Source organism: Clostridium paraputrificum, assembly GCF_900447045.1.
Lineage (GTDB): Bacteria > Bacillota > Clostridia > Clostridiales > Clostridiaceae > Clostridium > Clostridium paraputrificum.
The window spans coordinates 709,971-733,329 of record NZ_UAWH01000005.1; the positions used below are offsets into that span (position 1 = coordinate 709,971).

General features: G+C 28.6%; 27 protein-coding genes. 18 read left to right on the top strand and 9 right to left on the bottom strand.

Features of this window, described 5'->3' with window-relative positions:
- The first annotated feature begins 85 nt into the window (after nucleotides 1-85).
- Nucleotides 86-1,162: a helix-turn-helix domain-containing protein gene (locus DR024_RS03345; protein WP_111918151.1), complete on the top strand. Its 1,077-nt coding sequence runs from the start codon at nucleotides 86-88 to the stop codon at nucleotides 1,160-1,162.
- A gap of 217 nt (nucleotides 1,163-1,379) precedes the next feature.
- On the opposite strand, the gene DR024_RS18275 is transcribed toward DR024_RS03345, so the two are convergent.
- The 3 genes from DR024_RS18275 to DR024_RS03360 all read right to left on the bottom strand — a co-directional run bounded on the left by DR024_RS18275 (nucleotide 1,380) and on the right by DR024_RS03360 (nucleotide 2,644).
- On the bottom strand, nucleotides 1,380-1,538 hold the full coding sequence (locus DR024_RS18275; protein WP_120362383.1) for a nucleoside/nucleotide kinase family protein: 159 nt from the start codon (nucleotides 1,536-1,538) through the stop codon (nucleotides 1,380-1,382).
- A gap of 50 nt (nucleotides 1,539-1,588) precedes the next feature.
- Nucleotides 1,589-1,825: an NB-ARC domain-containing protein gene (locus tag DR024_RS17895; RefSeq protein ID WP_027096700.1), complete on the bottom strand. Its 237-nt coding sequence runs from the start codon at nucleotides 1,823-1,825 to the stop codon at nucleotides 1,589-1,591.
- 75 nt (nucleotides 1,826-1,900) lie between these two features.
- Complete coding sequence (locus DR024_RS03360) at nucleotides 1,901-2,644, bottom strand: phosphatase (RefSeq protein WP_027096699.1); 744 nt, start codon at nucleotides 2,642-2,644, stop codon at nucleotides 1,901-1,903.
- 162 nt (nucleotides 2,645-2,806) lie between these two features.
- On the opposite strand from DR024_RS03360, the gene DR024_RS03365 reads away from it, so the two are divergent.
- From DR024_RS03365 to DR024_RS03420, 12 genes are all read left to right on the top strand, one after another.
- A complete protein-coding gene (locus DR024_RS03365; RefSeq protein ID WP_027096698.1) occupies nucleotides 2,807-5,374 on the top strand; it encodes a sigma-54-dependent transcriptional regulator in 2,568 nt (855 codons plus the stop codon).
- Nucleotides 5,375-5,603: 229 nt separating this feature from the next.
- On the top strand, nucleotides 5,604-6,008 hold the full coding sequence (locus DR024_RS03370; protein ID WP_027096697.1) for a PTS sugar transporter subunit IIA: 405 nt from the start codon (nucleotides 5,604-5,606) through the stop codon (nucleotides 6,006-6,008).
- A 23-nt stretch (nucleotides 6,009-6,031) separates the two neighbouring features.
- Entirely contained in the window at nucleotides 6,032-6,529 is a 498-nt protein-coding gene (locus DR024_RS03375; protein ID WP_027096696.1) for a PTS sugar transporter subunit IIB, read from the top strand.
- Between the two features lie 2 nt (nucleotides 6,530-6,531).
- A complete protein-coding gene (locus DR024_RS03380; protein ID WP_027096695.1) occupies nucleotides 6,532-6,933 on the top strand; it encodes a PTS sugar transporter subunit IIA in 402 nt (133 codons plus the stop codon).
- Between the two features lie 17 nt (nucleotides 6,934-6,950).
- The gene (locus DR024_RS03385) at nucleotides 6,951-7,439 is read left to right on the top strand and encodes a PTS sugar transporter subunit IIB (RefSeq protein WP_027096694.1); all 489 of its coding nucleotides are present in this window, start codon (nucleotides 6,951-6,953) and stop codon (nucleotides 7,437-7,439) included.
- Between the two features lie 26 nt (nucleotides 7,440-7,465).
- Nucleotides 7,466-8,221, top strand: a complete 756-nt coding sequence (locus DR024_RS03390; protein WP_027096693.1) for a PTS mannose/fructose/sorbose/N-acetylgalactosamine transporter subunit IIC — start codon at nucleotides 7,466-7,468, stop codon at nucleotides 8,219-8,221.
- Nucleotides 8,221-9,084, top strand: coding sequence for a PTS system mannose/fructose/sorbose family transporter subunit IID (locus DR024_RS03395; protein WP_027096692.1), 864 nt, complete (start codon nucleotides 8,221-8,223; stop codon nucleotides 9,082-9,084). Before DR024_RS03390 ends, DR024_RS03395 begins: the two co-directional genes overlap by 1 nt.
- Before the next feature lie 46 nt (nucleotides 9,085-9,130).
- Nucleotides 9,131-9,610: an L-2-amino-thiazoline-4-carboxylic acid hydrolase gene (locus tag DR024_RS03400; RefSeq protein ID WP_027096691.1), complete on the top strand. Its 480-nt coding sequence runs from the start codon at nucleotides 9,131-9,133 to the stop codon at nucleotides 9,608-9,610.
- Nucleotides 9,611-9,673: 63 nt separating this feature from the next.
- Entirely contained in the window at nucleotides 9,674-10,981 is a 1,308-nt protein-coding gene (locus tag DR024_RS03405; RefSeq protein ID WP_027096690.1) for a Sapep family Mn(2+)-dependent dipeptidase, read from the top strand.
- A gap of 16 nt (nucleotides 10,982-10,997) precedes the next feature.
- Entirely contained in the window at nucleotides 10,998-12,263 is a 1,266-nt protein-coding gene (locus tag DR024_RS03410) for an L-cysteine desulfidase family protein (RefSeq protein WP_027096689.1), read from the top strand.
- A 12-nt stretch (nucleotides 12,264-12,275) separates the two neighbouring features.
- Nucleotides 12,276-12,656, top strand: coding sequence for a RidA family protein (locus DR024_RS03415; RefSeq protein ID WP_027096688.1), 381 nt, complete (start codon nucleotides 12,276-12,278; stop codon nucleotides 12,654-12,656).
- Between the two features lie 795 nt (nucleotides 12,657-13,451).
- The gene (locus DR024_RS03420) at nucleotides 13,452-14,516 is read left to right on the top strand and encodes a metallopeptidase TldD-related protein (RefSeq protein ID WP_027096687.1); all 1,065 of its coding nucleotides are present in this window, start codon (nucleotides 13,452-13,454) and stop codon (nucleotides 14,514-14,516) included.
- A gap of 36 nt (nucleotides 14,517-14,552) precedes the next feature.
- On the opposite strand, the gene DR024_RS03425 is transcribed toward DR024_RS03420, so the two are convergent.
- From DR024_RS03425 to DR024_RS03450, 6 genes are all read right to left on the bottom strand, one after another.
- Nucleotides 14,553-15,836, bottom strand: a complete 1,284-nt coding sequence (locus tag DR024_RS03425; protein WP_027096686.1) for a helix-turn-helix transcriptional regulator — start codon at nucleotides 15,834-15,836, stop codon at nucleotides 14,553-14,555.
- Nucleotides 15,837-16,262: 426 nt separating this feature from the next.
- The gene (locus DR024_RS03430) at nucleotides 16,263-16,775 is read right to left on the bottom strand and encodes an FUSC family protein (protein WP_027096685.1); all 513 of its coding nucleotides are present in this window, start codon (nucleotides 16,773-16,775) and stop codon (nucleotides 16,263-16,265) included.
- 83 nt (nucleotides 16,776-16,858) lie between these two features.
- A complete protein-coding gene (locus DR024_RS03435; RefSeq protein WP_027096684.1) occupies nucleotides 16,859-17,272 on the bottom strand; it encodes a hypothetical protein in 414 nt (137 codons plus the stop codon).
- Between the two features lie 720 nt (nucleotides 17,273-17,992).
- Nucleotides 17,993-18,253, bottom strand: a complete 261-nt coding sequence (locus tag DR024_RS03440) for an FmdB family zinc ribbon protein (RefSeq protein WP_027096683.1) — start codon at nucleotides 18,251-18,253, stop codon at nucleotides 17,993-17,995.
- A gap of 517 nt (nucleotides 18,254-18,770) precedes the next feature.
- Nucleotides 18,771-19,949 carry a tyrosine-type recombinase/integrase gene (locus DR024_RS03445; RefSeq protein WP_111918155.1) on the bottom strand — a complete coding sequence of 393 codons (1,179 nt, stop codon included), beginning with the start codon at nucleotides 19,947-19,949 and terminating at the stop codon, nucleotides 18,771-18,773.
- A 69-nt stretch (nucleotides 19,950-20,018) separates the two neighbouring features.
- Nucleotides 20,019-20,906, bottom strand: coding sequence for a helix-turn-helix domain-containing protein (locus DR024_RS03450; RefSeq protein ID WP_111918157.1), 888 nt, complete (start codon nucleotides 20,904-20,906; stop codon nucleotides 20,019-20,021).
- Nucleotides 20,907-21,052: 146 nt separating this feature from the next.
- Here DR024_RS03450 and DR024_RS03455 point away from each other — a divergent pair, with 146 nt between their 5' ends.
- From DR024_RS03455 to DR024_RS03475, 5 genes are all read left to right on the top strand, one after another.
- Nucleotides 21,053-21,253: a helix-turn-helix transcriptional regulator gene (locus tag DR024_RS03455; RefSeq protein ID WP_111918159.1), complete on the top strand. Its 201-nt coding sequence runs from the start codon at nucleotides 21,053-21,055 to the stop codon at nucleotides 21,251-21,253.
- Between the two features lie 251 nt (nucleotides 21,254-21,504).
- On the top strand, nucleotides 21,505-21,735 hold the full coding sequence (locus tag DR024_RS03460; protein ID WP_207737244.1) for a helix-turn-helix domain-containing protein: 231 nt from the start codon (nucleotides 21,505-21,507) through the stop codon (nucleotides 21,733-21,735).
- 12 nt (nucleotides 21,736-21,747) lie between these two features.
- Nucleotides 21,748-21,942 carry a hypothetical protein gene (locus DR024_RS03465; RefSeq protein ID WP_111918161.1) on the top strand — a complete coding sequence of 65 codons (195 nt, stop codon included), beginning with the start codon at nucleotides 21,748-21,750 and terminating at the stop codon, nucleotides 21,940-21,942.
- A 98-nt stretch (nucleotides 21,943-22,040) separates the two neighbouring features.
- Nucleotides 22,041-22,877 (top strand): helix-turn-helix domain-containing protein, encoded by an 837-nt coding sequence (locus tag DR024_RS03470; RefSeq protein WP_146742880.1) that lies wholly within the window; start codon nucleotides 22,041-22,043, stop codon nucleotides 22,875-22,877.
- Entirely contained in the window at nucleotides 22,870-23,319 is a 450-nt protein-coding gene (locus DR024_RS03475) for a hypothetical protein (protein ID WP_111918165.1), read from the top strand. The genes DR024_RS03470 and DR024_RS03475 overlap by 8 nt, the downstream gene beginning before the upstream one ends.
- Nucleotides 23,320-23,359: the final 40 nt, after the last annotated feature.

Sequence of the window (23,359 nt, forward strand, 5' to 3'; positions counted from 1 at the left end):
TTTTTACTCCATTGTTTAAGCTGAAAGGCTTTAATATACTTATATTAAGAAAGCTTTCCAATGTAAAGTATTAGGAGTGATAGTTATGGATATACGAATAGGTAGTGTTATACAGAGGTTAAGAAAGTTAAAGGGGCTAACACAGGAACAATTAGCAGATAGTATTGGAGTTTCAAAGGCAGCAGTATCAAAGTGGGAAAGTGGGAGTACTTATCCAGATATTACTTTGTTATCTCCTATTGCAAGATTATTAGGTACTACAGTAGATGGATTGTTAGAATTTGAAGAAAACCTAAGTAAAAATGAAATAGATGAAATATTAATGAAATGTTCAAATAAGTTTACTACTTCAGGTTATTTTCAGGCATATGAATATAGTGAAAAGTATCTAAAGAAATATCCTAATTGCTTGGAACTAAAATTACAGATGACAGGCTTGTATTTTATTTATATGTCCTCTCTAAATTCAGAATGTGATATGAATAGGTTTATGGATAGAATTATAGAAATGCTAAAAGAAGTTTCTAAGAGTGAAGATAATGTACTAAAAGATAATGCGTTAATATCTTTATCAAGTTATTATATCATGTTAGAGAAATATGATGAAGCTTTAGCTGTTGTAAATAAACTACCAGAATCATCAACTGATAGAAAGGTATTTACTGCTACTATATATTATTACAAGGGAGATATAGATGAAGCTAAAGGTATATATCAACAGCTTTTATTAGAAAGCATACAAAATTGTGGCATAAATTTACTGTCTTTAGCGAGAATAGCAGAGAAGGAAGGAAATCTTGATAAGGGAATAAAGATATTAGAAACTAATATGAACATTTCAAAGCTTTTTAATGTTTCTAATAATGGTGCGGGAACTTATATAGAAATAGCTGAAATGTATGCTAGAAATGGAATGGAAGAAAGCGCTATTGATGAGTTGGAAAAATATGAGCTTTTTGTAATAGATAGTTTAGGTGAAAATAAGGAGAATCTATCAGATAATATTTACTTTGATACAATTAAAGTAGAAAAAAAGCTAGTAACAAATGAGTATATGAAGGATAGTATTAATCTTTTATTTGAGGGAAATGAATCATTTGATGCTATAAAAGATAATATAAGATTTAAAGAACTTATAAAGAGAATAAAAGAATTAAATTAACTTACCTAATAAATATTCCTTTAAGGTACTATACTAGAACAATGATAGTATAGTACCTTTTTCATAAATATATAAAAAGTAGACAAGTACGTAAATTATGCTCTATTTGTAGTCAATATGAGATCAGCATTTTCAATAGGGGAATATTCCAAGATATATTTTTCTTCAGCTGGGAAGTATCTATTTTGATATTTACATTGTATATCTTCTATATTACCTATATATCATCCCTTACTAAAACTCTGCTTAATCTAATTTTTTTTGAAACATCAAGATAAATTGTGAAATCAAAATAGTTTTTCAGTTCCTTTCTTTGTAGAAATACTCCTTCTAGTATTAAAATAGAGCTATAAGGAATACGTATTCTTTGTAACATATATCTATCATTTTTTATAATATAATTCAATCAGCTTGTCTGTTTTATCTTCATTGGATATTGTAATAACAATCCCACTCTTTTTTAGAATTATCATACCTAATACATTTAGGATGTATAAAATCATCAATGTGTAAGATGTAAGAAGGGTAATTAAAATTTTGCAATTGTAATTTTAGTGAATTAGCAAGTGTACTTTTACCTGAACCGCCTAAACCGTCAATACCAATAATATATATTTTATTAGAACTATCATCATTTATTAGTTTGTTAAATAGCTTCTTCATTAGAATTTCCTCATTTCATATCATATAAATAGTATTAAGGTTTTTATAAGAGTTAAAGCAAGCACGTAGTATTACTCAAATATTTGTATAATCAACATCTAGTAATTTACCTTTTTGATGAAAATGATTAATAAGTTTTTCGGGATAATTCATTATTAATTCATCTGGAAAATTAATTTCTTTTAATATATTCTCAGAATACTCATAGTTACCTATATCAAAACAAATGTGAGCATCTGAAGTTAGTATAATTTTAGTACCATATTTTTGGCAAAGTGTAGCAATATACTTACAATTATCCGCGCTACCCTTTCTTGACACGCCTTTGATAGAACAATTATTTATTTCTATTAAGATATTCTTTTCCGTAGCTAATTTAATGATTAATTCATAGTCAATTGGGTAGTGTGGATTTCCAAGGTGGCCTAATATTTCAATATTATCATGCTTATTTATTGCGTTTATTAAGGCTTTAGTATTATTCTCTAATGTATTTGGTGAAAAAACGGCTTCGTGAAATGACAAGATAAGATAATCTAATCGAGGAATGATAAAGGGGTCTAGGTCTAAGTTTCCTTTAGTATCAAGTATATTTGCTTCACATCCTCTTAAGATTAGAATGTCATTTATGATTCTTGGGATATTTTGAATGTTGTGAAAGTACCATTCGTGGGGGGAACCAGGCATATTAGGACCATGTTCAGATGTACCTAGTATCTTAATTCCATTTTCTTTACAATAATTAATATTTTCTAACAAAGTGCTATAGCCATGACCACTGACTATAGAGTGGGTGTGTAAATCTGATAAATAATTCATATAAATTCCTCCTCTATAAAAGATGAGGGTGACGTAATTTATATTATAAAACGAACAGGATGCAAAAGCAATAGTTACACAATTAGACAAAAATATTAAAATATTGTAGAATTAAATTTAATAATATTTAACAGTATTACTGCTTATAGGGGAGGTTTGACTATGATACAAAAGAAGCTATCGAGGAAAGAAAAAGTTTTACTTTGCTTGAAAAGGTTAACAGAAGAACACTTGAGCCTTAATAATGGCATTAGATTTGGGTTTGATGCAGAATATATTGCTACTGAAGTAGGTATAAATAGAAGTAATGCTAGTAAGGAATTAAATCAATTAATAAAAGAAAATATTATTATAAAGATAAAGGGAAAACCTGTTCAGTACCTAGATAAAGCAAGTGTTGAAAGTATTTTAGGAAAGAAACTAAATAAGGGGATATTTGATAATATTAACTCTATAAACGAATATAGTGAAAAGGATTCTGTTAAAGATGAGTATATTGTGGAGGATATAAGAAAAGAGAACAATATTTTTAATTTAATAGGATGTGATGGAAGTTTAAAGTCACAGATAGAGCAAGCTAAAGCAGCAGTAATATATCCGCCTAAGGGGTTAAGTACATTAATAATAGGACCTACAGGAGTTGGTAAATCTATATTTGCAGAATATATGTACAAGTATAGTTTAACTATAAAAGAAGATAGTGATAATGCACCATTTATCATATTTAACTGTGCTGATTATTCTGATAATCAGCAATTATTATTAGCACAGCTTTTTGGATATGTAAAAGGGGCTTTTACTGGAGCGGATAAAGATAAGTATGGTCTTGTACACGAAGCTAATAATGGAATATTGTTTTTAGATGAAGTTCATAGGTTATCTGCAGAGGGACAAGAAATGTTATTCCTGCTTATGGATAAAGGTATATACAGAAGGTTAGGAGAGGTTAATAAGGTACATGAGTGTAGAGTTATGATAATTGCAGCTACTACAGAAGATCCAGAGACAGCAATGCTGGAAACGTTTTTAAGGAGAATACCTGTAACTATAAAGATCCCGTCTTTAGAGGAAAGAGGCTTTCAAGAGAGAATGAAGCTTATATGTTATTTTTTTAAAGAAGAAAGTATTAGGATTGGTGTTAAGTTAAAGGTTTCAAAAGAAGTTATTAAGGCATTTATTTTATATAAGTGTAAGGGAAATATAGGACAATTAAAAAGCGACATACAATTAATTTGTGCAAGAGCTTTTTTAGACTATATGACCTATAAAAGGGAATGTGTATATGTAAGACTCTCTCTTCTACCAAATAATATTAGAGAATCATTATATGGAAATAATAGAAAAGAGGAGTTTGTACAAAATTTCAGTTTTATTGGGAAAGATGATATTACTTTTTTACCAGAAGAAAAGGATTTTGAAAGTGAAAATTTATTAATAGAAAATAAAAAATATGATTTGGATTTCTATGGAATGATAAAAGAAACTTGGAACAAACTTCAACAAGAAGGTATTAAAGAGTCACAAATTAGAAGCGTTATAGATGAAGATATACAGAAATATTCCTATAATTTAATGAATACTTTTATATATAATAGTAGTAATCAAACAGCTTATAACAATATTGTTAATGATTCAATTGCAACCACTGTAAAATATATTTTACAAAAGCATGATAAATGGAGCGGAAGAGAAGGATTAGACAAATTAATAAAAGCTATATCCTTACATATTCAGAATTTAATTGAAAGAATAAAGATTGGGAACATAGTAAAGCATCCTAATAAAGATGAAATTATGAAGGAAAGAGCATATGAATATAACATAGCAAAAGAAATATTATCTAACGTGTCGTTAATGTATGGAGTTGAGTTCCCAGAAGATGAAGCAATTTTTTTAGCAACGTTTCTTTATTTATCTTATGTGGGATTAAATGAGGAGAGTATAGCAATATTAGTTATAATGCATGGTGAATCTACGGCATCTAGCATGGTAAATGTAGCTAATACTTTACTTGATTGTAATCATGCGGTAGCAATCAATATGGGATTAGAAGATAGAGTTCAGGATATTTTAGTACAAGCTGTAGAAATAGCGAATGAAATTGACAAGGGAAAGGGAATTTTAATTCTAACTGATATGGGGTCTATTTTAACATTTGCTAATGTGATTCATGATGCTACTGGGAAAGAAGTAAAAGCAATAGATATGGTAAGTACGCCTATTGTAATAGAAGCAACTAGAAAGGCTCTAACTCCGGAAATGACATTAGAAAAATTATATTTTAGTATTATAGAATCTATAAAGAAGCATTATGGAGATATGGAAATTACATATATTGAAAAAGATAATGGTGGTAGATATTTTGATAGATTACTAATTGATAATATTAGTAAAACTTTGACTTTCTTAAATGGGGAAAAGGCATATTTTATATTAAAAGAAGTAATTAATAGGATCAGCGAGCATTATTCATTAGTAATTCAAGATGAGCTTTTAGTAAAGTTTATATTCCATTGTTCATGCATGATTGAAAGGGTAATAATAAAAGAGTCTTTAGTTTATAAATCATATGAAGAAAGAATTAGTAGAAGTAAAGAATTATATTTAGTTATAAAAGAAAGCTTTAAGCTTGTAGAAGAGACATTCGATATAATTATTTCAGATATGGAATATGCAAATATATTAGATATATTTGAATCACAGTATGATACAGATAAATTCAAAAGTTGATACAAAATTTAAAGATAGCCAAAAGGCTATCTTTTTTTATTTCTTTTTGATACAGATTTGATACAGATTTAAAAAAGGATTTTGATATATATGGAAAGGATGAATTTTTTTATAAGTTAAAGAAAAATATTTGATCAAGTGCTCTAAAATATCCATTTGTTATTGATACACATAAGTTGGCATGGCAATTGCTTATATAAAAAGTGACAAGAAAAGTGAGGTGAGATTGGTGATAGGGATAATAGTTATGACTCATGGTAATTTTAGTGAAGAAATTATAAAAAGCTGTGAACTTATTGCAGGACCAGCAGAAAGAACAGCAGCACTTAAACTAAATAGGAATGATAATATTGAAGACTTAAATAAAAAATTTGTAGAAAAGTTAAATGAATTAGATGAAGGTGACGGAGTTTTAGTATTAGCTGACCTATTAGGAGGTTCACCAAGTAATGTTGCAAGTTTAAACCTTAAAAAAGGTGGAAAGTTTCATGCACTTACTGGAGTAAATCTTCCAATGCTACTTGAAGCTTTAATTAATAGAGAGGGAAAAAGTTTAGAAGAGCTAGTAGAGGCATGTATTGAAGCGGGGAAAACTGGTATAAACCATATTAATAAAGTTCTTAGCTCAATGTAATAGAAAAAGGAGTTCGATTAAAAATGTCTTTAGTAAAGTATTGCAGATGTGATGATAGATTAATACATGGTCAAGTGATATATAAATGGGTTAAGTATCTAGATGTTAAAAAAATAGTGGTAGTAGATGATGAAACAACCAATGATGTTATTGCTAAAGGTTTGATAAAAATGGCAGCACCAAAGAATATTGATTTATCAATATTAACTGTAAGTGAAGCAAGGAGGTGTTTTTATAATAACCCCGCTGATGATAATGTTTTTGTATTAATTAAAAATTTAGATACTGCAAATAGAATGAGAGAAGAAGGAATTGATATTAAAAAACTTATTATTGGAAGAATACCTACAGGGATAGGAAAAAAGAAAATATCTAAAAATGTATACATTAATAAAAAAGAGTTTCTTTTAATAGATGAATTTATTAAAAAGAATATTAATGTATCAATCCAAATGGTACCTGATGAAGAAGAAATAGAATTAAATCACAGTATTAATCGCTATAAAGGAGATTTTGTTTAGTAATGAATAAATATAAAGCAATCATACTCTGCCATGGAACTTGGGGAAAGGTATTAGTAGAAGAAGCAAATAAAAATTTTGGGTTGGTAAATCAATACGAAGTTTTCTCACTAAGCCCTGAAAAAGATATTTCTGTATTCATGAAAGAGGTTGAGGAAGTAGTAGATAAAGAAGATGTGAAAATTATAATATCAGATTTGTATGGTGGATCTACATCCAGTGTTGCAATAACTGTTGCTATAAGAAGAGGTATAGATGTAATAAATGGGCTTAGCTTACAGACAATTTTAATCGTAGATGAAGAATTAAGCAAAGAAGATAAAGTACATACATTATCAGAAAGAATCGTGAAAAATAATAACAACCTTTGTGTGGATTTAATTAAAGAATTTAAAAAAGTATAAGTTATGAGGTGGATATAATGGCAAAAATAACATTAGTAAGAGTAGATCACAGATTAATTCATGGACAAGTTATAACAAAATGGGTGAAAATAGCTCAAGCTCAAAAAATAATAATAGTTGATGACTTCTTAGGTCAAGATGAATTTATGGCTGACATATACAGAATGGCAGCGCCATCAGGAGTAGAAGTAGCTATTTTAACAGCAGAAGATGCAGGACAAGCATTCCAAAATAATACTTTAGGAGATAAAAACATATTTATTCTATTTAAGAATGTGGATATGGCAAATAAGGCATATAAGGCTGGACTTAAGTATGAAAAGATTCAATTAGGAGGTATTCCAAATGAAGCAGGAAAGAAGATGGTATTTACAGCTGTTTCATTAGGAAACCAAGATGTAGAACAACTAAATGAACTTAATAAAGATGGTGTTGAAATAGTTCTACAAGTTATACCAGAGGAATCATCTATGACATATGAAAATGCGTTAAAAAAGTTTAAATAAAAATTATAAATTAGGAGGAATTATAAATGGAATCTGTTTTAATGTTGGCAATTGTAACAGGATTATGGTATTGGTTTGCAGCAGGTCTTGCAGGGTATACCCTTTTCTCAACACTAAAGTCCCCTTTATTTATAGGTTTTGGCCTTGGATTACTTTGGGGTGATGTAACAACTGGTATGATTGTTGGTGCAAGTATAGAAATGGTTTATCTAGGAATGGTAGCAGCAGGAGGAAATATTCCATCAGATAAATGTTTAGCTGCTCTTATTGCAATACCAGTAGCGCTTCAAACTGGTGTTAATGCAGAAGTTGCAGTATCTATTGCGGTGCCTTTAGGTGTAATAGGAGTATTAGTTAATAACTTAAGAAGAACTGGTAATGCTGTATTAGTTCATAAGGCAGATAAGTATGCCGAAGAAGGTAATACAAAAGGTATCTGGAGATGTGCAACACTTTACTCTTTAATATTTGGGTTTGTTTTAAGATTTCCAATAGTTTTTGTATGTAACCTTTTTGGAGCAGATTTAGTTCAATCATTATTAGATGTTATACCACAATGGTTGATGAATGGATTAACAGTAATGGGTGGTATATTACCTGCATTAGGTTTTGCAACAACAATATTTACTATAGGTAAAAATAAATTCTTACCAATGTTTATTATAGGATTTTTTATGGTTCAATATTTTGAAATATCAATTACTGCAGCTGCAATATTTGGTGTTTGTATAGCTCTTTTAGTTACATTTATGAAAGAAGATAAAAGGGTAGGTGAAGTATAATGCAAGAAATAAAAAATAAAGAAGTTAAAAATGAACAAGGTACAACTGAAGTTAATAAGACAAGAGTACTTACGAAGAAGGATGTAACAAAAACATATCTAAGATGGTGGTGGACAGCAGAATTATCTAATTCTTTTGAAAGAATGCAAGCATTAGCAGTTTGTGCAAGTTTTACTCCAGCTTTAGAAAAGTTATATAAGAAAAAAGAAGATTTAGTAGATGCGTTAAAGAGACACTTACAATTTTTTAATACTCAAGCTATATGGGGAGGGTTAATCCACGGTACAGTTTTAGCTATGGAAGAAGAGAAAGCTACTGAAGGAAAAATCCCAGGAGAAGTTATTTCGGGTGTTAAGAATGGGCTTATGGGACCTTTGGCTGGAATTGGAGATACTTTAGATTTTGGTACATTCCAAACAATATTCTTAGCTTTAGGTGCTTCATTTGGAGCAGAAGGAAGCGTTATAGGTGCATTTTTCCCAATAATGTTTAGTATATTACTATTTTGCGAAGGTTATTACTTATTCCATTTAGGATACTCTTTGGGGAGAGATTCAATTAAGAAAATTCTATCAGGTGGTATTGTCAATAAGATAATTGATGGTGCTTCAATTCTAGGGATGTTTATGATGGGAGCATTATCTGCAACTACAGTTAAGCTTTCAACTCCATTATCATTTGATATTGGTGGTAAAGCAATTGTTGTTCAAGATACATTAAACATGATTGCTCCAGGTTTATTACCACTTGGTGTTGTATTCTTCGTATATTGGGGAATGAAATATAAGAAGTGGACAATAACTAAGTTATTAGTAATTTTAGTTGTAGCAGCATTAGTAGGATCATTCATTGGAATATTCTAATTTACAATGATTAAAATATAGAATTTAATTTTAGGAGGAGAAAGAAATGTCAGAAAAGATGTATACAGAAAAGGAATATTTAGAAGGAATTAGAGGAGCAACAGGAGAAAGAGCAGTATGGTTTTATCTTCTTATGAAAGAAGCTGAAAAATTAGGAGTTAATCCAGATGATATATGTAAAGAAGCAATATATGGATTTGGTAAAATGAGAGGTCAAAAATATAGTGTAGCAGATACTCCAGGAAAAATGGCAGAAATGTTATATAACAGTAAGGGACAAAAAGTATTTGAAATGGAATTAGTAGAAAATACAGATGAAAATGGAGTTTTAAAATTCCACCACTGTCCATTAGATGCTGCTTGGAAAGAATATGGATTAACTAAGGAAGAAAGAAAAGAAATCTGTAGATTAGCTTGCTACGGTGATTATGGAAGAGTTGATTGTGCACAAGGTGTAAAATTAGAGTTTGCTCAAAAATGCGCTCATGATGATGAAGTTTGCGAATTAGTATTCACAAGAAAATAGTTTTTAATATTAAAAGCCTGTTCTTTAAGGACAGGCTTTAAAAAACAGAAAGTAGGTTGATTTATGGATATAAGTAGAAGTGTAGATAATAGTTTAGATATAACAGTAGAATTTCTAAAAGAGTTAATAAAAATTGATACACAACAAGGTAAACCTATTTCACAATGTCCTTTTGGTGTAGGACCTAAAAAAGCTTTGGAGAAAACTTTAGACTACTGTGCTAGTTTAGGATTTAACGTTAAAAATATTGATAATTATATTGGATATGCAGAAATTGGAGAAGGAGAAAAACTAATAGGAATTCCAATGCATTTAGATATAGTTCCACCAGGAGATGGGTGGAGTGTAGAGCCATTTTCGGGAATAGTAATTGACAATATTATTTATGGAAGAGGCGCCATAGATAATAAGGGGGCTGTGTCCATGCTCATACATGTATTGAAAAACATAGAGGATACTTACCCTATAATTAATAAAAGAATAAGATTAATATTTGGTACAAATGAGGAAACAGGTATGGAGTGTATCAAATATTATTTAGATAAAGGTGAAGAAATTCCAAGTATGGGCTTTACTCCAGATGCTATTTATCCAGTGGTTAATGGAGAAAAAGGAAGGGTTCATATAAAGATAGAAAAAGACATTAAAATTGATAAAAGTAAACCTTACATAATAGCAAGGGGAGGAACTAAAGAAAATGTTGTTCCATCTAATTGCACTGCAAAAATTATTAATGGAATTATTTCAGAGTTTACTACTAAAGGAGTAGCTTCTCATGCAAGTAATCCAGAAAAGGGAGAAAATGCTATATCTAAAATGCTAATAAAAATAGTTGAAGATAATATAGATTTTCAATATAGAGACGATATAGAATTACTTTTAAAATATCTTTGTAGTGACTATTATGGAGATGCGTTGGGAATTAATCAATATGATGATGTATTCAAAAACACTACTTTAAATTTAGGAATACTAGAAGTGAATGAAGAAAAGATTATATGTGAGTTAGATATCAGGTATGGTAAAAATATTAATTTAAACAATATATTGGATAGGTTTAAGAAGGTTTTTTGTAATGATTGGAATATAAAAATTATTTCTCATAAAGACTTACATTATGTTGATGAGAGTAATTTAGTACTTAAAAAGTTATTAGAAGCCTATGAAGAAGTAACAGATGAAAAGGGATATACAATTGCTATGGGTGGTGGCACATATGCAAGTTGGTTTAAAGATATGGTGGCATTTGGTCCCAAATTCTTAACGTATAAAACTGGTGGGCATGGAGCAGATGAAAGAGTCCCAATAGAACATATACGAAAGAATATGGAGATATATACCTTAGCTTTAATAAAACTATTAGAATTGTAGAAGGAGAAGAAATCTTATGTGCAAATATATAGATATATTAAAAAGAGAGGTTGTTCCAGCAGAAGGGTGCACTGAGCCAATTGCTGTAGCTTATGCAGTTTCTCTTGCTTCAGAACAGATAAAGGGAGAGATAAAACAAATTCAACTATATTTAAGTGCAAACATAATTAAGAATGCATTAGGGGTAGGTATACCTGGAACCGGGAAAATAGGAATAGAAATAGCAGCTGCACTTGGTGGAATTATTAAAAAATCAGAAAAAAAGTTAGAGATATTATCTAATTTTACTAAGGATGAATTAGAAAAAGCTAATGAAATTGTTAATAATAAAGTTGTTAAAATTAGTCAAAAATATACAGAGGAAAAATTATATATAGAAGCAATCGTGAGAAGTGACAATGGGTATGCAAAAGTAGTTATTTCTAGAGAGCATACTAATATAATACTAATTGAAAAAAATGATAATGTATTATATAAGTCAAAAGTAGAAACAGAAGAAAATATTATAGAGGATTCAGATGAACTAAGTGTTGAAAAAATATATAAGTTTGCAACTACAGCTGATTTTAATGAAATAAAATTTATACTTAATGCTGTTCCTATGAATAAAAAAGTATCTAATGAAGGACTTAAGGGAGGGTACGGGTTACAAGTAGGAAATAAGATAAGCTCAACTTCAAAGTTTAATTTATTAACAAGTAATGCTGCAAATCAAATTATAGCAGCAACGGCAGCAGCTTCTGATGCAAGAATGGATGGGTGCACAATGCCAATAATGACAACAGGAGGCAGTGGAAATCAAGGTATAGCATGTACGATGCCAGTTATAGAACTTGGAAGTATATTAAAGAAGAGTGATGAAGATTTAGCTAGGGCGTTGATAATAAGTAATTTAATAACTATACATTTAAAAGAATATATGGGAAGATTATCACCACTTTGTGGAGCAGGTATTGCAGGGGCTACAGGAGCTTGTTGTGGAATGACATATCTACAAGGAGGCTCTTTAGAAAATATAAAGAGAGCAATTAATAATATGTTAGCTGATTTATCAGGATTAATTTGTGATGGAGCAAAAACAACCTGTGCATTAAAGATAGCTACTGCAACTAATGCAGCTATACAATGTTCAACATTAGCAATGAATAATATATCTCCATCATCTAAAGACGGAATAGTATTTGATGATGTTGAAGAGACAATAAAGAATATAGCAAAGTTAGTAAAAGAAGGGCTTGCAAATACTGATAATACAATATTAAGTATCATGTTAGCAAAATAGGAGGAAGTAAATATGAATATAAAAATAAACACAGAAAATGCACCAAAAGCAATAGGACCATACTCCCAAGGTATTAAGTGTGGAAATTTAATTTTTACATCAGGACAATTACCTATAGATACTAAAAGTGGAGAGCTAAAAACTGATGTAAAAGAAGCTACAAGGCAATCTATTGAAAACATTAAAGCAATATTAGAAGAAGGTGGTAGTTCATTAGATAATGTTGTAAAAGTAGTTATTTACTTAAAAGATTTAGGTGACTTTTTAATAGTTAATGAAGTATATAGTGAATATTTTAATGAGAACTTACCAGCTAGAAGTTGCTTTCAAGTTGCAAGACTTCCTATGGATTCTGTTATAGAAATCGAAGCGATTTCTTTTAAGCAGATATAAAAAAGTTGTCTATACAATTGATTTATTATGGTAAGTAATTACTTATAATATAAATAACCAAGTAAATAAAGTTTCCGCAATTTTAATTTACCCCATATACTCCCTAAGGTACTGTACTAGAACGTTGATAGTATAGTACCTTTTTTTGTTCTTTAGGAAATTATAGCTTCAATTAAATTGTGGATAACTTCAATATTTAGATGTTACTAAACCTTATTAGTTCCTAAGGGTTAAAAATAAAATATATGACCCTGCAAGATTTTCCTCAGGCAAGGTTCCGAAGCTCTAATGAGTAAGTTCTATTTACCAAATTTAAATTTGGTAAATAGAACTTATGCAGATGGGCGAAAAAATCGACGGCTCCACGGTGGCTTTAGCAATTTTTTTATAAATAAAAACAGACAAGTTATTTAGGGGAACCTGTCTGTGATGGATTTTGTACTTGAGTAGTACATATATTTAATTTGGCACAATATTATTATAAAATATATGGATTTAAAAGGATAGGGTTCATATTAAATAAAAATGGTGTCGAAATTTAATATTATTATTTAATTAGATTAATGGATTGAATAATATTATTAAAATGTGCATTATGTTCACATTTATAAAGATAAAAAAGCAATATTAAGAGATATTAAGAGATAGACTTGAAAAAGGGATACAAATATTTTCTTCTGGGGAAATTACAATATTCAATTACTTGATATGCTTTCTATAATAGTGAGTAAAATGTAAAATAAAGAAGAATAGAGATGAACGTATAATTTGTATATTTTATGGAGGGGAAAAGGAATGTTAGAATACATATATTACGAAAATTTTGTAAGTTATCTTAACGCTAATTCTGTTCTTAAGGTATACCAAAACTCTATAATAGATATAGCTACAAATGATATTACTGTAGATAGTGGATCCATATTAAGGAGAAGTCTAAATAATAAATGGATAGAAATAACCCAAAAGGATACCTCAGCAATGGGAATAGAGAAATGGTTAATGGAGCTTGGTTGTAAATATAATAATAAAAATAAAATAAGAAATAGATCTATATCAGATTTTTCTCAGGATGAAATTATGTATGATGAAATGTATGATTATGTTTGTAAAAAGTTTAGAAGTATATTGAAAGATTATGAAGGATTAAAAATAAAAGATTCTAAAGGGGAATATCAATGTTTTGAAGAGGCTATAATTAGTGGAAGTGGTGATTTGGAATATAAGTTAAATCGCTACCTTTCATGTACTTTCAATATAGTGAGTAGAATACATAACTATAAAAAAGTAATTAATATAAGTATTACAGATGATATGGAGGAAAAACAGTTAGAAGAAGAAATAGGAATAGCGTTAGGTGAGTTTGTATACAAAATGAAGTTGCCAAGATTAAATCTTAATAAGATATATGGTAATTTTGGAAGCGAGGTTGAGTGTCTTTTGTCCCCTTTCTTTGCTGGAAAATTAATTCATGAATCTACTGACTATTGTTCTAAAAATAGTTTTTTAGAGAGTAGCAATTATATAAAGGATATATTAAATCAAAAAGAGAGAAATAAAGATATTAATAATTCTATAACAGATGGATTGTATATAGATGATTGGGATTTTATAAATATAGATAAAGATGGCAGCTTTTATATAAAGGCAAAAGACGTATTGGTAATAAAGAATAAGGCAGTTATAGGTATAGTTGAGAATGTAGAATTTTTAGGATACAAATATAAGTTTTTATCATCAATATCTCAGGTTGGAACAGAGTTTAAGTCATATAAAGATGTGTGTAAAATAGAGAATAAAAAAATAGTTAAAGTTAATTATGAATCACCATCAGTATTATGTAAATTAGATATTCTTATATAAAATAAGGGCTATACATATTTGTAATAGCCCTTATTTTTATGGAATGACTATATTTTTTCTAGGATTGTCACAGCTATCTATTAACTTGTGTTGTAAATTACTATATTTTGAGTCAGAGGTTATTGCGTATAAATCATTATATAATAGACCTAAATCATATACATAATTAGAATTTACAAAAAACTTTTCACAATTTTTAAAGTAGTTTTTGGATGATTCTAATTCGTTATTGATAAAAGCAATATGACCTTTCATAAAATAATAGCAGTTTCTATTATATGAATCTAAGTTTTTTATATTTAACTTAGTAAGTTCTTCAAGTGAGGCATCAAAATTTCTTATATTAAATTCTAATATGGATTTTTGCATAATAAAAGAAATTCTTAAGCTGGAATCAAAGTTATCCTCATATTTGAGAACAATTTTATCTAAGAGTTTTATAGCTTCATCATATTTTTTTGAATATCTTAAAGCATTAATATAATTTAAGTAACATTCTATTGCATTTACCCTATCATTTGTATATAAGAAAAAGAAAATAGCTTTTTGTATATTTTCTATTGAATGGTCGTAATCTCCAATATTATAATAAGCAGAACTTAATGAAATATGTATCGATGCGAAAATTTGTAAGTATATTAATTCTTTATTATATGATAGAAACTCTTCTAATAGGCTTATACATTTTTCATAATCACTGATTCTATTGTAGAAACCACCTAAATTATTTATTACAACAAAGTATGTACGTGATTTTGTTAATCCCTTTTTCTGGAGAATATCCTTAGCTTTTAGAGCATACTGTATAGCCTTTGGATAGTCCTCTTCCTCCATAAAAATAATAGATAAGATATTTAAAGTGGTAGATACATTTTCAAGATGATGGGCTGAGTCATAATCTTGAAGAAGTTCTATATTTTTTAAATACATATTTAAAAGTTTAATACTTTCCTTAAAGTAGTGTATTTTATAATATGAGTAGCCTATATAGTAGGCATATTCAATATTAGAACTTATATTAATAATTTGTTTTTCGAATTTTAAAATTATAGATAAATAGTTTTCATTTTTAAATAGTTTATATATTGAGTCTTCATATTGAGTATTATTTGAATAAGATAAAGAATCCGTTTGTAGAAAATAATCAACCGAGTAACCTAACTTTTTTGAGATATGGTTTAGTTGATATATAGAAGGAGTAACCTTATCATTTTCAATTTTGCTTAACATAGTTCTACTTAAAATATCACAGGTAAGCTCTTCTTGTTTCAAACCGAGTTCTTTTCTTAACGATTTTATTTTTTTTCCTAATGAGTACACAAAAACCTCCTTTTTGTGAAAGATATTCACAATATATAAGAATAAAATAGAAATATGAGAAATTTTAAGATATACATAAAAAAAGCCCAATAATATAAAGGGGTCTATAATATATTTATTATACACTATATAGCAATAATTTACATAATTGGACTTTTGAAGTAATATTTAAATATAAATTGGTTTGGAGGTGTATTAATATGAGAAAAATGAAAAAGTTAACTGCTATTGCTTTAACAGTTCTTTGTTTAGGTGGAGTTTTAGGTTTTAATGTTGGAATTAGTCCATGCAATGAAAAGCAACCTATATTTTTTATCTAGTAAGAATACATAAATAAGGTCTGTAAAACACAATAACTATAAAAATAAATATAAATTTAATAGAAGATTCCCAGACAAAAAGAGCTACTAATAAAAGTAGCTCTTTTTATCTGGGAATTTGTTTCGATTTCGGTGGTTTTATAGTTTTATTTATTATTAAACTTATTATTATTCCACATAATGTTTCAAAAATCCTATTAAAAGCGTAATAATATGGGGTTCCAAATGCATGAGTTGTAGTTATTGCTAAAAAGGCAATGCAGGATACATTAATAGCTCCAGGCATTTTTAAGAATGTAATATTTGAATGAATTACAATTATTATACCTATTGCAATAGAGATATAAATAATTAATTTTCTTAAAAATATACTGTCTACATTTATTGTCATCCACTTGAATATAGTCATTATAATAAGTCCAATTATTGCGCCGTAGATAGTACCTATACATCTGTTTTTTGCCATGTTATAAGAATTTTCTAAAGTATCTTGAATACAGAAAAGACAAGTTAAACATGCAAAGAAAGGTTCGTTAGGTAATAAAACTAAGCATAAAAATACTGATAGAGATGTTTTTATGGTTCTTAAACCTATCTTTGGTACTTCTAAATTCTTCATTTGTTAATCACCTTTATATTATAAAAAAATTATTATTTAGCTAAGCAAGCTATATTAAGCGAACTTGATATAGCTTGCTTAGCTTATTTATGTAATCCAAGTGCTAATATTGATAAAGTAGACCAGTCTGTTTCAGGATTTTCTATCCATTCACATTCTATATCTAACTCTTTTAGCCATGCATTAAGACCGCTACTTTCCTTAGAAACATTAGGAAGGTTTCTTCCATAAATATTTTTTATTTCAGCAAGTAGATTCTTTTGATCGTTTTTATCTAATTTTCTTCCAATTAAATTAGAAATATATTCACGACATTCATCGTAGTATACTGCATCATGAGCATATAATTCATTTGCCAAGACTTGTCTTTCATTATTTAAATATTCTCTAATTTCTGCTATTTCATTCTTATTAGATAAATATTTTGCTGAGATTCTAAGAGCCTCCATTTCTTTATCTAATTTTTTAATTGATTTTTCAAGTTTTAAATTTCTCATGTTTTATCTCACTTTACTAACTTAGTTTATTTATCATAAAGATAACTAGAATATTATATCATTAATTATTAATCAATAAAGAGAAATTATAGATGGAAAAATATAATTTCTCTTTATTCATAAGGGGGAGGGGGAATAAGAGTATATTTTGAAGATATGATTAATATCTTATAGATATTTTTACTGCGCATATAGATGATGGCTTTGGAAATGTAGAAGAGATAGAGTTTATAAGGAAGTTAAGAATCCAATTAGAAGAAGCTATGAAACAAGCTAATACATTAAGAGAACGAGGGATGGTTGGTATACTTCTATATTAAATTTAAGAGAGATAGGAGATATATTCAATATAACTACATAAAGAGCTAGACAAACAGAGGTAATGGCACTTAGAAATAGTAGGTGGACTAGAGCCAATTAAGTATAAAAGAATTATACACCAGTATGAAATTAATTTAATATATGTGGAATCAAGATGGTATCATATTGTCCTTAACGGCAGAGAGTTATTTAAGGAGAAGTATATAGAAGGTTTTACCTTAGAGAAGATAGTGGAGAAACATAATATATCAACTTCAACTGTAGGGTGAGTGTTAAAACATGCTAGAAGCATATATAGGTAAATATTAAATTAGTAAGGAAAATGAATATAGAATTGTATTTTTAGTTTCTGATGATGTAGGTATAAAATAATTTGTAATTATTTAAAATGATGTACTATTACTGTAGTTTTTTACTGCATTTAGGACAATGTATTAATTCATTAGATTTTAGCTTTGGGTCAAAAACATATCCACAATATGAGCATTTGTATTGACGTTCTAAATAAAATCCGATGGATAAAATAATAGTCGCTAAGATATATTTAACTAAACCTTCTAATAATGCCATTGGTACAATAGCAAGGAGAATAATAAAAAATCCTATCCTGTTATACTTAATACCTCTTTTAAACTGTTCCTGAGCTTTTTTATCATCCATTATTTTCACCCCAATCATTGTAATGAAGCATACAATTCTTCGTCTTTTATTTACTATTATATCAACATAATTCGTAAAAATATTCCATAAACCCTTTTTTATTAAAGATGTTGTTTGTAAAATAACATATCAATTCACATATGTATTAACAAAGATATGAATCATAGTGTTATTTCTCTTGTGATTTTGACACTTTTAGTAACTTTTGCACCTATAAACGGAACCCGTTAGTATAAAAGTACTCTTTTTTATTTGTTTAATTATGACAAAAAGTGTGACAAATAAAGAAAAATGACCTTATCAAATAGCTTTCAAACTAAGTGATAAAGTCATTCTTGTTAATTATTGGTGCCGCCAGTGGGAATCAAAAAATAGTGTTTTTAGTAATATTCATTAATCTTTGTATACAATGTAATTACTGTATTTGTTAAAGATTTGTGCAAAAGATTTTTTTACTGTTTCCCACTTTCGTAGTGGGAAAAATAGTGGTAAAAAAATAGGCTGTAATAAATTCAGCCTATTTGAACATATCATTGATTTTATCATATTCTTTCATGTTCTTTTCTTTGTTTATTTCTGCATATATCATCATAGTTGTTTTAGGTTCTGTATGACCTACCCAATCCATTACAGTTTTAATATTAATATCTTTACTTATACAATTAGTTATAAAGATATGCCTTAAACTATGATAATGTATATCTGCATCTATTTTAGCTTTCTTAAGAGCTGATTTTAAATGCCTATTAGGTTTCTTATCATCAATGTAATAGCCATTATCCCTACAGAAGATAAGCTTATTATCAAAGTATAATTCACCATGCTTAAGCTTATTCTCTTTATTACTCTTTATGATACGCTTAAGTATAGGTATAAGTAATGCTGGAAGTGGAACTTCTCTAACACTTTTCTTTGTCTTAGGAATGGTAACTCTATATTCATAGATCTTTTTATTATCTTTAGTACGTTCTCCAGTCCATACATACTTAACTGATTTATTAATTTTGATTATCTTATTCTTAAAATCTATATCGCTTTCCTGTAATGCCATAGCCTCGCCTAGACGAGTTCCACATAATAAGCCTAGTAATATTATTCCTTCTAGTTCGTCACCCTGTAAAGCTTCAATAAGAGCCTTCTGATTATCTTCTGAAATATAGTGTACCTTTTCTTCTACAACATCATGATTTTTGGGATATACTATACCTTCTACTGGATTATTCTTAATCTTATTTATTGTTATTGCATATTTAAAGCAATTGCTTAAGCATCTATTCATAGTTTGAATCTGCGATACTGTATGTTTCTCTAAAAGCTTATTACATATTTTTTGTAGGTAGAGTGTATCTATATCAACTATTTTCTTATCATTCAATCCACTATATTTCTTAATATAATTTCTGTAGATTCCTTCCCACTTTTCAAAAGTAGAAGCCTTTAGCTCTTGCCTTTTAATATTCCATAACCAATCATGATAGAAGTTACCAAGAGTAGAGTTATCACTATTTATAGTGTGTGTTTCCTGGTACTCTTTCAATTTTGCTTTAGCTTCTTTTTGAGTTTTACCATATATATCTTTTCTTAGCTGCTTACCTGTTAATGGATCATATCCAGTTGTAATGGAAATACGCCAGTATTTATTACCATTCTTAGTAATCCAACCTGCAGATCCTTCTCCATTTGACCTCTTTGCCATTCTCAATACTCCTTTCTTTTAATTTTAGACATAGTTATTATAAAAATATCGATAGTAACTACAGCTAACTTAGATTTCTTCTCTGTGTTTTTTTATTACTTCATATAATGGAGAATCTTTTGAAATCCATGAACTAACTCCGTCAAATAAATCACCATTAGTTAAGTGAGTTTCGATATCTTCAATAGTTTTACGAATTGCTCTTTCAATTGAAGATATTAGAAGTTCATCATAACCTTTTTTAGAAAACTCTTCGTATGAATAATTAAATACCATTTGTACATTTGGATTAGATAAAAATTCTATTTCAGCTTGTAATGCTGGGAACATTTTATCAACTTTAGATTTCATTTCATCAAAGGAAATTGGCAAACATACTGTGTGGTTTTTGTAATGTAAAACTCTTCTTTTTAAATCTAGTTCGGCATAAGGTATCAATTGCCCATCTTTTATATATCCTTCGTTAATAAGATATTCAATATCTTTATCACTTAATTTATCAAGGTTATTTTCAAATATAGAACTATTATTAATTGGTTTGTTAATTATAAAAAAGTCATAACTAGAGTTAATTAATTGATTAATATTTCTTTTATAAGCAATAGCGATTTTATTTAATACTTCAAATGGAACAATATCAAGAAATCCGTTATAAACATTTTCGATATCTTTTGGATTAACAAAAAGCCTATCAGCTATTGTTTGGAAAGAATCATGTTGAAATTTTATACTTTTATCCAGCTCAACAGCAAAGGTGTTTAGTATTGAACCACTTAATACGTGAAAAGGAATATCTAAAGTTTCTGATATTTTTTGTAATGTATTTAAGTCCGGAGTACGTTGATTTTGTTCGTATTTAGCAATAGCAAATTTACTTAATCCTAGAGAAGTTGCTAGCTCTTCTCTAGATATTCCTCGAAGTTTACGAAAATATTTAATTCTATATCCAGTTTTCATAAATATCACCTCAACAACATAATAACACAAAGTGGGTGTATATCAAATAAGAATCTAAAAAAAACAATTGACAATACCCAAAGAGGGTGCTAATATTCAAATATACCCAATCAGCACCCAAAACGTACCTGGAAGGAGGGGAGTATATGAAGTATAAAATTAAAGCTTTAAGAGTTGGCCAAGGAATAAAGGCAGGAGATTTTGCTGATGAGTTAGGAATTTCAAGAGAATATCTAAGACTTATAGAAAATGGAAAAGCAAAAAATCCTAATAGAGAATTAATGATTAAAATTGCAAAGGCTCTTAATTCAACAGTACAAGAATTATTCTTTAGTGAAGAAGAATAACCACCATAAAATTAAGGTGGTTAAACTCAATGCAAAATTGTGGTGAGTAGCGTATCTAAAATCGGTATTGACGATTTAGAAATTTTAAAGTGTATTATATGCACTTTAGGAAAGACGAAAGTAAAGTGTAATGCTTTATATATTATTTCTGCTTATCATACAAGCCACAGGACAAGCTATATATGATAAGAGGATAAATTATACTACTAAAATATAAAAAGGCTCTAATGAGCTGATAGGAGGGTTAAAGAATGGAGCATTTAGAAAGTCAACCAATAACCATACAAGAGTATAGAGAAAAGCTTAAGAAAAAAACTTGTGATACTCATGAGTTAGCTGAAATATTAGGTGTTTCATACGCAAAAGCATTAAGAATTACAAGGATTGAAGGTTTTCCTAAATTGAAAATTGGGAGAGATATAAGAATTATACTAAGCAAGCTAGATGATTTTTTAGAAGATCATATTGGAGAATGTTTATAAGGGGGGAAGCGTATGGGAGCAATAAAGAAAGCCTATGATGAAGGTGTGCTGCATACTATTGATTTACATTTAACTCCATGCTTTATAGGTGTATTAAATGCTATATGTAATTCTAATATTAGTGATACAAGGAAGGTGAAAGAAATAAAAGAATCTCTAAATGAATATGATGAGGTTCAAAATTTGATATGGAGGGATAATGAATGAATGTTAAGTTGTTAATTAAGTATGTTGAACTTTGTACTATATGGAATAAAGAAGTAACATGGCAAGGTGTAAGAGCGTTTAAAGTAGCTTTTAAGTAGGTGATAAGTTTGCATATAGTTGAACGTGAAATAAGAAAAAAATATAGATATTCAAACTTAAGTTATGTATTTGATGTTTATATGGAATGTGAGTATAGAGCTAATCTTACTAAAGGAGAATACGACGGATTATTGCCAGGAGAATTTAGGTTTGATTACGAAAGTTGGGAGAGAAGGTTAGGGATTTCTAAAAAGCAATTAGTAAGAGCTATAAAGGAATTGACTATTAATAATGCAGTAATAGTGCAAACTTTTAAAGGGAGAAGGGGGATTTCTAGTAAGTATTTTTTAACAAGATTTGAGGAACAGAAAAAAGAACAGAATGAAGAACTTAAAAGGAACTTAAAAGGAACAGAAATAAGCCTTGAAAATACAGAGTTTGAAGGTAATGAAGGAACAGAAAAGGGAACTCAAAAGGAACAGAATGAGGAACAGAAAAAGGTTCACTCATCTAGATATAATAATCTAGATATAATATCTAATAATACTATATCTAAAGATATAGTATGTAGCACTAAAGTGCAACCAATAGTAGAAAAGTGGAATAGTCTAAATATCCAAAAGATAGTTTGCGTTAAGGAAGGAACTAACAGATATAAGCTATTAAATGCAAGGATTAAAGAATATGGAATAGATAATGTGTTAAAGGCTATTGATAATATAAATTATAGTTCATTCCTTAGGGGGCAAAGTAAGAGCAACTGGATAATAACTTTTGATTGGTTAATTAGACCTAATAACTTTATAAAAGTTCTAGAAGGTAACTATTCCGATAAAGAAGGACAAGCTTTAAATAATTCTATTTCAAAAGAAGTGGAGGAATGGCTAAATGAGTAAAAATGAATTTATGGAGTATATCCGTTTTCTCAAAGAGTTATTTCCAAGAGCTAATATACCTACAAGTAAAGAGGGATTAAATGTATGGTATAAAGCATTTGAAAATACTCATATCAATGTAGCTAAAGAAATGACACAGATGTATTTACAAGAAGAACAAAACGGATTTAATTATGCTAGGTTATTAGCATATAAGAGTAGGGCCATGGCGAATAGGAATAATACTTTTGAATCAGATGATAAAAGAGAACAATGCATGATGTGTAACTCAACAGGAGCTGTTCAAGTAGAAGTTAATACAAATGGTCATATATACTTAAGATTTTATAAGTGTAAATGTAAGAATGGCTCTAATTTATCAGATGCATTTAAGTTGATAACAGATGATTTATTAAAAGATAAGATATTTGAATGTGGAGTATTCAAAATAAAAAGAGCTTAAGAATACGGCAATATTCTTAAACTCACTTGGAGTTATCCAA